Raw genomic sequence first — 15,097 nt, forward strand, 5'->3', positions numbered from 1 at the left:
CGGTCAAGTTGCCGTTGGCGTCGTAGCTGAACTGCTGGACACCGGCGGCGCTCAGGCGGTTGGCGGCGTCGACCCGCGCGCCGGACAGCGCCGCCGGCAGCGCCGTGCGCGCCAGGCTGCCGCCGGCCTCGATGCGCCGGCCGCCGTTGTCGTAGGTGTAACTCAGGTCGCCCAGCGTGCTGCCGTCGGGATTGATGTAGACGATGGCGGTCAACTGGCCGGCGGCGTCGAAGCTGTTGCGGCGCACGATGCCGTTGGCGTAGCTGGTCTGGATGCGCCGGTCGGCGGCATCGTAGGCGAAGCGAATGCCCTGGGCCTGGTTGTTGTTGGCCGGGCCGGCATCCTGCACGATGCGCGTCAGGCGCCCGCCGGCGTCGTAGCTGTAGCGCAGCGTCGGCTGGCCGGCCACGTCCATGCTCTGGCGCCGGCCGTTGGCGTCGTAGGTGTAGGCGACCGTGCCCCTCGGCGTGGTTGCCTGCGTGACCCGGTCGCGGCCGTCATAGCGGAAGGTGATGGCGCCATTGATGGAATCGTCAATCCGCGTGACGCGGTTGGCCTGGTCGTAGCTGACGCGCACGCTGGCGCCGTCGGCGTAGGTCGTGCTCGTCAAACGGTCGAGCGCGTCGTAGGTATAGCGCGTGACCTGCCTTTTGCGGTCGGTCTTCTGAATCAGGTTGTGCTTGCCGTCGTAGACATAGGCTTCAAGCTGGTTCAAGGGATCGGTGCTCTCGGTTGGCGCGTTGCGCTGGTCGAAGGCGAATTGATGCCGGTTGCCTTTGGGGTCGGTGACGCTGACGGGGTTGCCGTTGGCGTCGTAACCGCTGGTGATCGATTGGCCCAGGGTGTCGGTTACCTGGCTCAACCGATCAAGAGCGTCGAGATCGTAGACCGTGTGGTTGCCCAGCGCATCGACAACGCCACGACGACGACCCGCGTTGTCGTTGAAGAATTGGACGCTGCGGCCCAAAGGATCGCTCGCTTGTGCCAGATCAAAACCATCGTAAGCAAAGTTGCTGCTGTTGCCGAGCGCGTCAGTGATTTGCAGCGGCTGCCCGGCGGCGTTGTAATTGCGCTTGACGCGATTGCCGTTGCGGTCCTGCAGTTCGGTGAGTTGGCCTTTGGCGTCATACCGCATCAACAACTGGTTCCCGAGAAAATCTGTCACGCTCGCCAAGCGGCTGAAGTCGGCGGTATAGGTTCTGCTGGACGTGACCGCGTCGGCGCCGCCTGCCAGCACGGTCTGTGTCAGTAGATTGCCCATGGCGTCATAGGCATAGGCGGTCTTGCGCCCCAGCGCGTCCGTTACCGACAACAGCAGATTGGTCGCTGGATCGCGCTCATAGGTGAAGGCTTGTTGCTCCGGCAAGCCAAACGCTTTCGTCATGCTGCTGGTGTAGCCGCCGGCGTTGAACATCATGCGCGTCAGCGTGCCGCGCTCGTCGGTCACATCGGTTTGCGTCACCTTGCCGCTGACATCGAGCTTGTAGGCGAATTGATTGGTGCTGCCATCGCCGTAGGTCTGTTTGCTGACACGGTTATTGACATCGTAGACATTCGTCACCATCAGATTGCCACGCTTGTCCTGAACGGTAAGCATGTTGTGATTATCGTCGTAGGTGTAGGCCTCAAACTGTCCGTCCGGGTCGATCACTTTGATCAAGCGCCCGATCGTGTCATATTCATAGCGCACGGTCCGCCCCATGTTGTCGCTGGCGACCGTGATGCGATTCTTTTCATCATATGTGAATTGAAGATAGCGCGAGCCGGGGGAGGTCACACGTATTAGATTGCCCTTGCCGTCGCGGTCAAGTGTGGTGGTGTTGCCGTAGCGATCACGGATAGAACGCACTGCGCCAAGCCGGGCAACAGCGTTGTAACCTGCGTCAGGAAAGACAAAAACCGTTCCATCTTTTAACCGCAGTTCCCAATGGCCAAGAGTAGACTTAATAGTCGAGCCAAAATACTTCGACGTCGTCGACATATGCTGATAGACGGCATTAACAAATCCAGTTCCGGCGGAGGTTCGTACATAATGGACCCGCCCACCATCCGGCAGAATCAGATCCTGATAGGTATAAGGAGCCACGTCACCCACCATATAGAAGTCATACGATAAGCTGCTGCCGATTCCAAATGCGCGCGAAGCTGGATCGAGCTGGCGATAGCTGCGTCCGACCTTGAGCGGCACCACGCCGTCGACGAACAGGTCGGTATTCGTTTGCAGGAACAAGCCCGTCGCGCAGTCGACGGGATCGCCGGCACAGCCCGCCGGTTGCGCCGGCTGATTCGGATCGGCGTTGCAATCATCGCTGCCGGCGCCCCCGCCGGTGCCGGCACCGCAACCATTTGGCGTTGGTCCTTTCGCTGGTGCATTACTCGGCAACGAGACCATGGCGCCGGTGAATTCATAAATCGCCACTCCCGCGTCCGGCATCACCTGCTTGCCATTGGCCATCACGGTGCCCCGACCATACACATACCAGCCCTTACTAAGCGTGTCGTAATTCCAGAAGTCGATGCGGGTACCAGGCGCCGCGCCACTGAAATTGGGATAAATCAGCCGTGCACCCTGCTGCGCCATCCCTGAGAGATTGCTCAATTTCGCACCGCCCGGTTGAATGGTGAAATATACCGGCACACCAAGGTCAGGAATCGGAAATGGTGGGCGGTCCGTCGGGATCGCCGTCATATTGATTTCCGTAACAATCTTGCCGTTGCGGTCGCGAATAATGGTGCCGGCTGGAATCCGCAGTTCCAATCCGGGAATTCGCGGCGAAGTTACCACCGTTTCACGCAAGGTCGGTGAAGGCAACGCAACACTACCGGCCGGGTCGAGTTTGGTACTCCAAATGGTGTAGGGCAACACGGTGGTGCGGTTCTTTTCAACGTCGACGCGCACCTGGTAATAGCCATATCGTTTCCCATCAACGCCCGCACTTTGCCCATCGATCGACAGCACTTGCGCGCCGGGAACCAGATGGGGCAGCAAAAAACGTCCAGTCGCATCGCTGCGCGCCGATTGCCCGGCGATCGTCAACGTGACATTTTCCAAGGGGCGGCCGTGCAAGGTGAGCACCTGCCCGGACAATGCCGTCTCGCCCTCGGCGCCTTGCAGCGGCGGCAAGCCTTGCAGCGGGCTGGCGGCGCGCCGGGCACGCCAGTCGCCGCTGAAGTGACTGGCGTCGGGCAGCCACGCTTCGGCGCCGAAGAGACCGTTCGCGGCGGCGACCGCTTGCAGTTCATGGCTGCCGAGTCTGGTCGGCGGCACGATGCCGGCTGTCGTTGACGCAGCACGCACGGCATCGCCGGATGAGGTTGCCGGGCTCATGGCACGAACGCTCCCTTGGTCCTCGGATGCGTCAAAGCTCGATGTCGACTTTGCGCCAAGCTGGACGGTGTCGAAGCCGATGGCGGACAAGGCCAGCGGCTGACCGCTGGCGCCGGTGGCTCCGTTGATGAAGAGTGTGTACCGACTGGCCGGTAGCAGATCCTGCAGCGGCGTGACAAACAACAGCATGCCGTATTCGACCGGCACCACTTTGACGGGTACCGCGCCATAGGGTCCGATCAGCGTTACGCTGTCGGTAGTCAGTGTCGCCACTGCCATCCTTTGCGCGAAGTGCACCATCAGCGGCTGATCAATCGCCGCGCTCTGACCTTCCGCCGCCGGCCGGCTATCCCGAATGCCTGGTGTGCCGGCGATGGCGATGGTCTGGCTCAGTTCAAGGGCGGCCGCCGAATCGACCGGGCTAAAACGCTCGCTGCTGCGCTCATACAGTTCGCCGTTGCTGAGCGCTTCCCGCGCCATATTTACGCCACCCCACAGTAAAACATCCGCACTGGGCAGCATCGCCGCAATGTGCTTCATGCGGGCAGTGCCGAGCTTGCTGCTGAACGGATCGGTTTTCCGGGTAAGCGGGTCGTAGATTTCCGCATCGTATATCGCATGGCCGTGCTGGTCGACGCCGCCACTGATGAACAGATGACCGTTGGACAGGACGGTGGCGGTATGTCCCCAACGTGGTATCAAGACGGGATCGTCCAATACCCGGACCTGTCCGGTTGCGGGGTCGAACTGTTCGGCGGATGTGAGGATCGCGCCGGCGGCGTCGACGCCTCCCAGTATCAATACAGTACCATCGGGCAAGAGGGTCGCCGTATGCCCGCTGCGGGGCTGCCCCAATGTCGCAACCAGCGGGATCACGCCGCCTGTCTTTACGTCCAGCATGCTGGCCGTCGGCGTTGGGGCATAGTCGCGTCCTTGCCCACCCAACAGCAGCCAGCGTCCATCCGGCATTTGTGTCGCACTCTGGCCCGGCTGTACGGCTGGTTGCGGTGCAAATAGTGCACTTAGCGGACTGCCGCTGGTATGGTCGGCTGCACCATCGATTGGCTGAGCAAGTGTCAGCGACTCGCCCCACAGCAACAAGATGCCAGCGAGTAAGCTACGACCTCGACGGGGCAAGCAACGCCTGAACAGATCGCAGGCAATTTGGTGCGAAAACAACCGAATCAGTTTCGTCATTTGCTTTTGCATGATGATCTTCCTAGTCTGCAATCGAACATGGCTGGATACCGCGTATCAATTCGCCGGGATGGCTGTCTGCTTTTGCCGCGTCGCGCTCGTCAAGGACTACTGATGGCAACGCTCGCCTTGCCGGTGTTGGCGCCGCTCGGGTCTATGCCGATCATGTAGGCTCCGCTGGTGGGCAATATCTGGCTTGGTAGATTGAACACTGCGCCACACACTATTTGGGAGATCAGGACTGTGCCGTCTGGCTTGCGCAGACTGATTGTTGGGCATCCCAGCGTGCTTGCGGCAATATGCAGCGTGGTTTTCTGGCCGGCAATTCCGACGAAGCTCAGGCCGGCATTCTGCCCAGGCTTCGTGATCGCCACAGCCACCGCCGACCCGCCGACATCGATACCGGCGGCGACGTCTTGCGACACGTCGTAAAGCTGCAGTGTCACGCTGCCCACGACCAGGTCGCGCGGATTGAGTTTGATGGTGTAAGTGCCTGCAACAGGTAAAACTTTCGCATCAATGAAAGTCCCGCTAAGCAAGGTCATGATGCTGGAAGCTAAGGTGGAACCGTCGGGCTTGAGGAGGGAAATGTCGACATTCGTCCCGTTCAGCAGCAGCAATTTGGAAAGCTGCAGACTGACGCGCTGCCCTGCGGCGGCGCTGAATGTCAGGCTGGCATTCTGCCCGGGCTTGGTGCTTGTTACGGTTACGGCCGGGCCGTCGATCACCATGCTCTTCGCATCTTCTTCCGGCACGCCATATAGCTGTGCCGTCACGCTGCCCATGGCCTCTCCACGTGGGTTGAGTTCGATGGTGTAATTACCGGTGACTGGCAGGGCTTGCGCATCAACAAAGGCCCCATTCACCGACACGGGAATGCCAGGAGCCAACGTCGAACCATCGGGCTTGCGGATGGCGACATCGACATAGCTCCCGTTCGTCAGCGCAACTTTGGAAAGCTGCAGGCTGACGCGTTGCCCGGCCGTACCGCTGAATGTCAGGCCGGCATTCTGTCCGGGTTTTATAGTTGTCACCGTCACGGCCGGGCCATCAATCGCCATACCGGTAGCGACATCGTCCGGTAAGCCATACAGCTGAGCAGTCGCACTCCCCACGGCCTCGCCTTGTGGATCGAATTTGATGGCATACACCCCTGTAAGCGGCAAGGTTTGCGCATCAACATAGATGCCGCTCGAAATCAAGGAAACAGGAACCAGGGTCGTGCCATCGGGCTTGAGGATCGACAGTTTGGCGGAGACGCCGTTTACCAGCGCCACCTTGGAAAGCCGCAGACTGACGCGCTGACCGGCGATGGCGCTGAATGTCAGCACGGCGTTCTGTCCTGGCTTGGTCGTTGTCACCGTCATGGGCACACCATCGGGTGCGATGACGGCGACCACATCCGGAGTGCTAAACAACTGCACCGCCATTCCGCCCACGGAATTGCCGCTCGGATTGAGCTTGATCAGGTAAGTCCCCGTAACAGGCAGAATCTGGGCATCGACGAAGGTTCCGCTACCCGGAGGTGAAAAGGACGAAGACAATGTCGTGCCATCCGGCTTGACGACAGTGATGCTCACATCGCCGCCGTTCGTCAGCGCAACCTTGGCAAGCCGCATGCTGAAACGTTGCCCCGCAGCGCCACTGAAAGCCAAGCTGCCATTCTGCCCAGGTTTTGCAATTTGTACGTCCACCGCCGGCCCATCGATGACGATACTTCCACTAACGTCAGCAAAGGCATCCATCCTCATCGTGATGCTGCCCATTGCATTCGCCACCGGGACAATCAGTATCGTATAGGTTCCGGTGACGGGCAGTGTTAGCGCATCCATGAAGCCAGCGGGCGATATCGACGTCATTGGCAATACAGCGCCATCCGGCCTGAGGATTTTAACCATTACGCTGATAAGCGGCACCGAAGTCAATGACAGGCTCACCTTCTGCCCTGCAGTTCCATCAAACAGAACCAGACCTTTTTTCCCCGGCGTGCTGAATACCACCGTCTTGCTTTCGCCAATAGACAGTCGATCGGTCACTTGAATATCCGCAGCGCTGTAAGGCGTGGGGACAACAAAAAAATCGACGTCACTAACAGCTCCGCCATATGCCGTCGCGACGGAAATTTTTCCTGACGACACCTGCTGCGGCACCGCCGCGATGATGTTATTCGCAGTTACGGAGCGAACAGCGGCAGATACGCCGTTGAACTTCACGTGGTTCGCCACGCTGTCGAAGTTGCCACCCTCAATGCTTACCTGCGTGCCGGCCACACCGATACTTGGCGTAAAGCGTGCAATTGTCGGCGCCTTGTTGACACCGACGTTAAATGCAAGGTCGCTGGTGACGCTAGCTGTTGGCGTGGTAACACTGATCGTGCCGGTGGTCGCCCCAACGGGCACCGCCGTCACGATTTTCGTCGATGAGGCCGAAACGACCGTGGCCGCCACCTGGTTGAATTTGACGATGTTCTGGCTCGGCGTATCGCTGAAACCACTGCCGAAAATTGTCACCTTAGTCCCTGCCGGACCGCCATTCGGGGTGAACTCGGCAATCGCAGGCTGATCGGCGGCGCTGCGCGTGATGGAAAGGATATTGCCTACCGCGTCGTAACGATAGGTCGCGCTGTTTCCGCTTGGGTCGGTCACGCCGACCAAGCGACCGAGCTCGTCATAGCCGTAGGTGACAGCCCTGCTGCCGAGCCCGTAAGCAGGCAAAACCGTGGCAAGAGAAATCGCCGCCAACATCCAAACAATTCTGATCATTACCTTGCAGATGTCGGTCATATCGTTCTCCAGTGACGCGGCAGGCAGCCGATTGAAATCATAGGCAGACGAGGCATGCAGCCACTCTCCTCCCTGCAAGATCCAATAAGGAAATATTAATTACCCATAGGAATTCATTTCCCATTTTAATCAGCCCATTTATCCGCAGATGCCCATCCGATCAAGTAGTGATCTTGGTCAACGTCCATTGGAACTCGCCTATCGGCCCACAATGAAAAAAGGGCTGCGGTTCGAAAACCGCAGCCCTTTCAAATTCACCACGATGATGGTGTCGTTCAGCCCTCGGCGATGCGCTTGGCGATGTGGGCCAGCGCCTCCTCGACCTGGTCGACCAGGATCAGGCACAGGTCGCCCTCGCCCAGCCGCGCCAGCGCGGTGTCGATGGCGAGGAACTCGCCGTTGATCTCGTCGATGTGGCTGGTGCGCGGCGCGCCCTGCAGGCCGGCGCGCAGCAGCGCCACCACTTCGCCGTCGACGCGGCCGCGCTGGCACTGGTCCTGGTACAGCACGACGTCGTCGAAGGCCTTGCCGAGGATTTCGGTCTGCTGGCGGATGTCCTCGTCGCGGCGGTCGCCGGCGCCGGAGATGACCACGCTGCGGCGCTTGGCCGGCATGGTTTCGACGGCCTGCACCAGGGCCAGGATGGCGTCCGGATTGTGGCCGTAGTCGGCGATCAGGGTGGCGCCCTTGTAGTCGAACACGTTGAAGCGGCCGGGCGCGTTGTCGGAGTCGTTGGCGAAGGTCTTCAGGCCGAGGCGGATGGCGTCCCAGCTGATGCCCACGCCCCAGGCGGCGGCCACCGCCGCCATGACGTTCTCGACCTGGAAGCCGATGGCGCCGTTGCGGGTGATCGGCACCTGGTCGAGCGCCACGGCGTGGCGCTGCTCGCCTTCGACGGCGACCAGCTGGCCGCCGTCGACGAACAGGGTGCGTTTACCCTGCGCCAGATGGGTGGCGATGATCGGGTGGCCGCGGTCGGCGCCGAAGAAGATCACCTTGCCACGGCAGTTGGCGGCCATGCCGGCGACGATGGGGTCGGTGGCGTTGAGCACGGCGAAGCCGCTGGCGGCGACGTTCTGCACGATGACCCGCTTGAGCACGGCCAGGTCTTCGAGCGTGGTGATGTAGTTCAGGCCGAGGTGGTCGCCGGTGCCGATGTTGGTCACCACGGCCACCTTGCAGCGGTCGAAGGCCAGGCCTTCGCGCAGCACGCCGCCGCGCGCCGTTTCGAACACGGCGGCGTCGACGTCGGGGTGCAGCAGCACGTTGCGCGCGCTGCGCGGGCCGCTGCAGTCGCCGCTGTCGGTGCGGCGGCCTTCGATGTAGACGCCGTCGGTGTTGGTCATGCCGGTGCGCAGGCCGCTGGCCGTCAGCAGGTGGGCGATCAGGCGCACGGTGGTGGTCTTGCCGTTGGTGCCGGTGACGGCGACGACGGGAATGCGGCCGTCCTCGCCCTCGGCGAACATGGTGTTGACGATGGCTTCGCCGACGGCGCGGCCCTTGCCGTAGGACGGCGCCAGGTGCATGCGCAGGCCGGGCGCGGCGTTGACTTCGACCACGCCGCCGCGCTGCTGCTCGATCGGTTGCAGCACGCCGTCGCAGACCACGTCGACGCCGCAGATGTCCAGGCCGATCATCCGCGCCGCCTCGACGGCGCGCTCGGCGACTTCCGGATGGACGTCGTCGGTGACGTCGGTGGCGGTGCCGCCGGTCGACAGGTTGGCGTTGTTGCGCAGGATCACGCGCTGGCCCTTGGGCGGCACCGAGTCGGCCTCGTAGCCTTGCAGCGCCAGGCGCGCCAGGGCGATGTCGTCGAAGCGGATCTTGGTCAGCGAGGTCGAGTGGCCGCTGCCGCGGCGCGGGTCGGCGTTGACCTGGCGGACCAGCTCGCGCACCGAGTGCACGCCGTCGCCGACCACCTGGGGCGGCTCGCGGCGGGCGGCGGCGACCAGCTTGTCGCCGATCACCAGCAGGCGGTAGTCGTTGCCGGGCAGGAAGCGCTCGACCATGATGTCGTCGCGGAATTCGCGCGCCACGTCGAAGGCCTGCGCCAGTTCCTCGCGGCTGTTGATGTTGACGGTGACGCCCTTGCCCTGGTTGCCGTCCTTCGGCTTGACCACCACCGGCAGGCCGATCTCCAGCGCGGCGGCCCAGGCGTCGTCGGCGTCGGCCACCGAGCGGCCCAGCGGCACCGGCACGCCGGCCGCGTGCAGCAGCTTCTTGGTCAGTTCCTTGTCCTGGGCGATGGCTTCGCCGATGGCGCCGGTGCTGTCCATCTCGGCGGCCTGGATGCGGCGCTGCTTGCTGCCCCAGCCGAACATCACCATGCTGCCCTCGGTCAGGCGGCGGAACGGGATGTCGCGCGCCACGGCGGCGGCGACGATGGCGCCGGTGCTCGGCCCCAGGCGCACGTCCTCGTCGAGGTCGCGCAGCTCGGCCAGCGCGCCGTCCAGGTCGAACGGGGTGTCGGCCAGGGCGGCGTTGATCAGGCCCTCGGCCAGTTGCATCGCCAGGCGGCCGACCGCCTCCTCGCTGTACTCGACGACGGTCTGGTAGATGCCGTCCTCGAAGGTCGGCGTGGTGCGGCTGAAGGTGACCGGGCAGCCGGCCTGCGCCTGCAGGCTCAGGGCGGCCAGTTCCAGCACGCGCGCCAGCGGCACGCTGTCGGCGTCGTGGCCGGTCGGCTGCAGCGCGCCCAGGGCCGGGAAGCGGCCCCGCAGGCGGGTCTCGAAACCGGGCAGGCGGACGATGGCCTGCTCGTCGGCGGCGCAGGAGACGATGACCTCGACGGCCGTGTGGTGGCTCCACAGATTGGGGCCGCGCAGCGCGCGGGTGCGTATAACTTCCATAAATCCGATTATCCTGTCGTGTTGTCTGCGTGGCGTCCTGTTGGTCTTCGGACGCTCCTCACATGGCGCCGCCGGGGCGGCGCCGGCTCTCTCAATACGCTGCGGCTTGCGGCGCGGCCTCGAAGGTGCGCAGGCCGGCGCCGATCAACTCGGCCGACAGGCCCAGCGCCCAACCGGCGGCGACGGCGGCCAGCACGGCCTGGCTCGGCAACTGCGCCGGCAGCGGCAAGGTGGCCAGCTCCTCGGCGCCCTCGGCCAGCACGATGCCGGCGCCGTGTCGGTAGACCACGCGCAGGCCCTGCTTGCGGTGGCCGCTGATCGCCTCGACCTGCTGGTCGAGGCCGTAGAAGATCACGGCGCCGTCGCACAGCTCGGCCATCTCGACCACCTGCGGGTCGTCGGCGTTGAGCACCGCCGTGCCGCTCGGCAGCACCACGTCGACCTGGGTGCGCAGCACCGAGTACAACTGGTCGGCGCTGTCGATGTAGAACTCGCCGAGCGCCTCGTGGCCGCCGACGTCGGTGACCACGCCGACGGCGCATTTGTCGTAGGCCAGGCCCTCGCTGAGGATCATGCGGGCGCCGCTTTCGAACACCGCCGCCTCGACGCTCTTGTTGAGCAGCAGGCGCTCGCCCGACTCCCAGTCGGAGAAGCCGTCGCGCGGCAACAGGCGGCCGTTGACGAACAGGCCGTCGGCGCAGCTCAGGCCGACCTTGTTGCCGGCGATCTGCTGCAGCCAGGCGATCAGCCGCGCCGTCAAGGTGGTGCCTTGGCTGCCGCTGACGCCGACGATCGGCATGCGGCCGCTCTCGTCGGCGGCGAACAGGTGGTCGACGATGGCCGCGCCGACCGCGCGCGGCTGGCCGCTGGCCGGCTTCAGGTGGGCCAGCAGGCCGGGGCTGGCGTTGACTTCGATGATGGCGCCGCCCTGCTCTTCGAGCGGACGGGAGATGTCCTCGGCGACGACGTCGATGCCGGCGATGTCCAGGCCGACGATGCGCGCCGCCAGGGTGGCGGTGGCCGCCACGCTCGGGTGCACCAGGTCGGTGACGTCGGCGGCGACGTTGCCGTTCGGCTGGATCAGCACCTTCTGGCCGGCCAGCGGCACCGAATGCGCCGTCATGCCCTGGCGTTGCAGCTCCAGGATGATCTCGGCGCCGTGCTCGGGCGACAGGGCGTTGAGCGGCGCGCCCTCGGTGGTGCCGCGGCGCGGGTCGGTGTTGATCTGGCTGTCGACCAGGGCGTTGATGTCGGCGACGCCGTCGCCGACCACCCACAGCGCCTCGCCGACGGCGGCGGCGATCAGGCGCTTGCCGACCACCAGCAGGCGGTGCTCGTTGCCGACGATGAAACGCTCGACGATGACGCTCTTGCTGTCGCCCTTGCGCGCGGCCAGGTGGTAGGCCGCCTCGACGTCGGCCCGGGTCATCAGGTTGAGCGAAACGCCACGGCCGTGGTTGCCGTCGTAGGGTTTGACGACGACCGGCAGGCCGATGTCCTGCGCCGCCTCCCAGGCCGCTTCGGCGCTGGTGACCAGCTCGCCCTCGGGCACCGGCACGCCGCACGAGGCCAGCAGGGTCTTGGTCAGGTCCTTGTCGCTGGCGATGCCTTCGGCGATGGCGCTGGTGCGCTCGGTCTCGGCGGTCCAGATGCGGCGCTGGCGGGCGCCGTGGCCCAGTTGCACCAGGTTGCCGTCGGTCAGGCGGATGGACGGGATCTTGCGCTCGCTGGCGGCGTCGACGATGTTGCCGGTGCTCGGCCCCAGGCACAGGTCGTCGACCAGTTCGGTCAGCGTCTCGATGGTGGCGGCCAGGTCGTAGGGGCGGTCCTCGATGGTGGCCATCAGCAGCTCGCGGCCGGCGGCCAGGGCGGCGCGGCCGACCTGTTCCTGGCGCGTGCGGAAGGCCATCTTGTAGATGCCGCTGCCTTCGGCGGTCTGGCGGGTCTTGCCGAAACCGGTGCGCATGCCGGCCAGGTTTTGCAGCTCCAACACGACGTGTTCGAGGATGTGGCCGGCGTAGGTGCCGTCGCGCAGGCGTTCGAGGAAGCCGCCGCGCTCGCCGACGCCGCAGCGGTGCTCGACCAGGTTGGGCAGCAGGGTGGTCAGACGCTCATACAGACCGGGAAGCTTGTTCGAAGGGAAGTCTTCCAGCGCGCCAATATCCAGCCACGCCTCGATCACCGGGCGATAGGTCCAGATATTCGGTCCGCGCAAATGGGTCACACGGAGAACTTCTATGTCTTTCTTCTTAGTCATGTTTCTATTCTTGTATCTTGTGATGCATCTTTGTTAACGGCCGTCGCAGCTTGCGCCGTATTGTAAACCTGCCGCCCCATCCCCCGCCTTATTTTGCGCGTGCGCGCGGCAATTTCACCCTGTTTTGGCGCTGCCATTGTTGTGGCGGTAAGGCATTATTCGTTTTTCTTGACAGCGGCTCTTGCTGTATACTCGCCGCAAAGATCTCGCCCCTCTGTGTTGATTTCCGTCACATGTTCCTCACTGACAGAATACCGTAAATAAGCGCCCCCATCAGCCGCAATCCGGCGTCGCGATCGCGTTTATTTCCGGGGCGGGGATCGGATTTCACGATTTTTCCCACAGTTTTCAGACTTTGCCAAAGGCAAAGAACTTCCGGAGTCCGCAGCACGATGACAACAGCACAACTTTCCTTAGAATCCAGCCTCGTCGAACTGCCGCTCGCCTGGCGTTCCGATGTGCAGGCGCAACTTTCCAAAGGGGAAAACGTTGTAAGTGCCTTGGAGGTTGACCTGGATGCGCAACTTCATTTCTCCAAGGGCATAATTATTCTCACGGAGGGCCGGATTCTGGCCCGTTCGCCGGGCCAACCGGCCTGGCAAGACTGGTCCTTCGCAGCCGGCATGGCCTTGAAACACCACGACCACGCCGGCGTCGGCCATCTGGAATTACTGAATCAACAAGGCCGCCTGGCCGCCTGGCGCTTCACCCTGGGGCAGAACCTGCACGCCATCCGCCTGGTCGAGCAGTTCGCCGCCCGCCTGCACAGCCGCGTCAGCGGCGAACCGCTGGCGCTCGACGACAAGAACGTCTGCCCCAGTTGCAAGGCGCCGCTCGAACCGGAGCAGGAGGAATGCCCGATCTGCACCAAGGTGGTCTACACGCCGCCGTCGACCTGGACCCTGTTCCGCCTGTGGCGCTTCACCAAGCCCTACCAGGGCCAGCTGGCGCTCGGCTTCACGCTGATGCTGCTGGGCACCGCCGCGCACATGATCCCGCCCTACCTGACCATGCCGCTGATGGACAACGTGCTGATCCCCTACCAGAACGGCAAGCCGGTCGACACCATGCTGGTGACGCTGTACATGTCCGGCCTGGTCGCCTCGGCCGTGCTGGCCTGGGTGCTGGGCTGGGCCAAGACCTATGTGCTGGCCCTGGTGTCCGAGCGCATCGGCGCCGACCTGCGCACCGCCACCTACGAACATTTGCTGAAACTGTCGCTGGAATACTTCGGCGGCAAGCGCACCGGCGACCTGATGTCGCGCATCGGCAGCGAGAGCGACCGGATCTGCGTGTTCCTCTCCCTGCACCTGCTCGACTTCGCCTCCGACGTGCTGATGATCATCATGACCGGCGTCATCCTGTGCTCGATCGACCCGTGGCTGGCCGCCGTCACCCTGCTGCCGCTGCCCTTCATCGCCTGGCTGATCCACGTCGTGCGCGACCGCCTGCGCACCGGCTTCGAGAAGATCGACCGGGTCTGGGGCGAGGTCACCAACGTGCTGGCCGACACCATCCCCGGCATCCGCGTGGTCAAGGCCTTCGCCCAGGAGGCGCGCGAAGCGTCGCGCTTCCGCACCGCCAACAAGCACAACCTGGCCGTCAACGACAAGCTCAACAAGATCTGGTCGCTGTTCTCGCCGACCGTCTCCTTCCTCACCGAGCTGGGCCTGCTGGTCATCTGGGTGTTCGGCATCTATCAGGTGTCGAAGGGCCACATCACGGTCGGCGTGTTGTCCGCCTTCATCGCCTACAGCAGCCGCTTCTACGGCCGGCTCGACTCGATGAGCCGGATCGTCTCGGTGACGCAGAAGTCGGCCTCGGCCGCCAAGCGCATCTTCGACATCCTCGACCATGTCTCCTCGGTGCCGGAGCCGGTCAACCCGGTCAAGCTGGCCAAGGTGGACGGCAACATCACCCTGCGCGAGGTCGGCTTCCGCTACGGCAACCGGGCGGTCAACCGCGGCATCAACCTGGACATCAAGGCCGGCGAGATGATCGGCCTGGTCGGCCACTCCGGTTCGGGCAAGAGCACGCTGGTCAACCTGATCTGCCGCTTCTACGACGTGTCCGAGGGCGCCATCATGCTCGACGGCGTCGACATCCGCTCCTTCCCGGTGTCCGACTACCGCCGCAACATCGGCCTGGTGCTGCAGGAGCCCTTCCTGTTCTTCGGCACCATCGCCGAGAACATCGCCTACGGCAAGCCGGAGGCGAGCCGCGAGCAGATCATCGCCGCCGCCCGCGCCGCCCACGCCCACGAGTTCATCCTGCGCCTGCCGCAGGCCTACGATTCGATGGTCGGCGAGCGCGGCCAGGGCCTGTCCGGCGGCGAGCGCCAGCGCATCTCGATCGCCCGCGCCCTGCTGATCGATCCGAAGATCCTGATCCTCGACGAGGCCACCTCCTCGGTCGACTCGGAGACCGAGAAAGAGATCCAGAAGGCGCTCGACAACCTGGTGCACGGCCGCACCACCATCGCCATCGCCCACCGCCTGTCGACGCTGCAACGGGCCGACCGCCTGGTGGTGCTGGACCGTGGCGTGGTGGTCGAGGAAGGCAGCCACGACGCCCTGATGGCGCTGGAGGGCGCCTACCACCGGCTGTACCAGGCGCAGGCCCGCAACGTCGACACCGACCCGGACGACGAGCGCCTGTCGAACCCAGAATAAGCCAACCCGAG

The 15,097-nt window shown here is 63.9% G+C and carries 5 protein-coding genes; 1 reads left to right on the forward strand and 4 read right to left on the reverse strand.

Features of this window, described 5'->3' with window-relative positions:
* The 4 genes from H7U20_RS24905 to H7U20_RS24920 form a co-directional block, all read right to left on the reverse strand.
* A partial coding sequence (locus tag H7U20_RS24905; protein WP_199761840.1) for a kelch repeat-containing protein occupies positions 1-4,537 on the reverse strand: 4,537 nt, incomplete at its 3' end.
* Between the two features lie 89 nt (positions 4,538-4,626).
* Complete coding sequence (locus tag H7U20_RS24910) at positions 4,627-7,308, reverse strand: IPT/TIG domain-containing protein (protein ID WP_199761841.1); 2,682 nt, start codon at positions 7,306-7,308, stop codon at positions 4,627-4,629.
* 275 nt (positions 7,309-7,583) lie between these two features.
* Positions 7,584-10,157 (reverse strand): cyanophycin synthetase, encoded by a 2,574-nt coding sequence (gene cphA / locus H7U20_RS24915; protein WP_199761842.1) that lies wholly within the window; start codon positions 10,155-10,157, stop codon positions 7,584-7,586.
* Between the two features lie 91 nt (positions 10,158-10,248).
* The gene (locus tag H7U20_RS24920; RefSeq protein ID WP_199761843.1) at positions 10,249-12,414 is read right to left on the reverse strand and encodes a cyanophycin synthetase; all 2,166 of its coding nucleotides are present in this window, start codon (positions 12,412-12,414) and stop codon (positions 10,249-10,251) included.
* Positions 12,415-12,806: 392 nt separating this feature from the next.
* Here H7U20_RS24920 and H7U20_RS24925 point away from each other — a divergent pair, with 392 nt between their 5' ends.
* Entirely contained in the window at positions 12,807-15,086 is a 2,280-nt protein-coding gene (locus tag H7U20_RS24925; protein ID WP_199761844.1) for a cyanophycin metabolism-associated ABC transporter, read from the forward strand.
* Positions 15,087-15,097 lie beyond the last annotated feature (11 nt).

Origin of the sequence: Rugamonas violacea (assembly GCF_016461825.1) — a bacterium.
Classification (GTDB): Bacteria; Pseudomonadota; Gammaproteobacteria; order Burkholderiales; family Burkholderiaceae_D; genus Rugamonas.

Excerpts from the sequence above, each read along its gene's own strand:
- H7U20_RS24925 (WP_199761844.1), top strand. The coding sequence starts at position 12,807 with ATGACAACAGCACAACTTTCCTTAGAATCCAGCCTCGTCGAACTGCCG.
- H7U20_RS24910 (WP_199761841.1), bottom strand. The coding sequence starts at position 7,308 with ATGACCGACATCTGCAAGGTAATGATCAGAATTGTTTGGATGTTGGCG.
- H7U20_RS24920 (WP_199761843.1), bottom strand. The coding sequence starts at position 12,414 with ATGACTAAGAAGAAAGACATAGAAGTTCTCCGTGTGACCCATTTGCGC.
- cphA (WP_199761842.1), bottom strand. The coding sequence starts at position 10,157 with ATGGAAGTTATACGCACCCGCGCGCTGCGCGGCCCCAATCTGTGGAGC.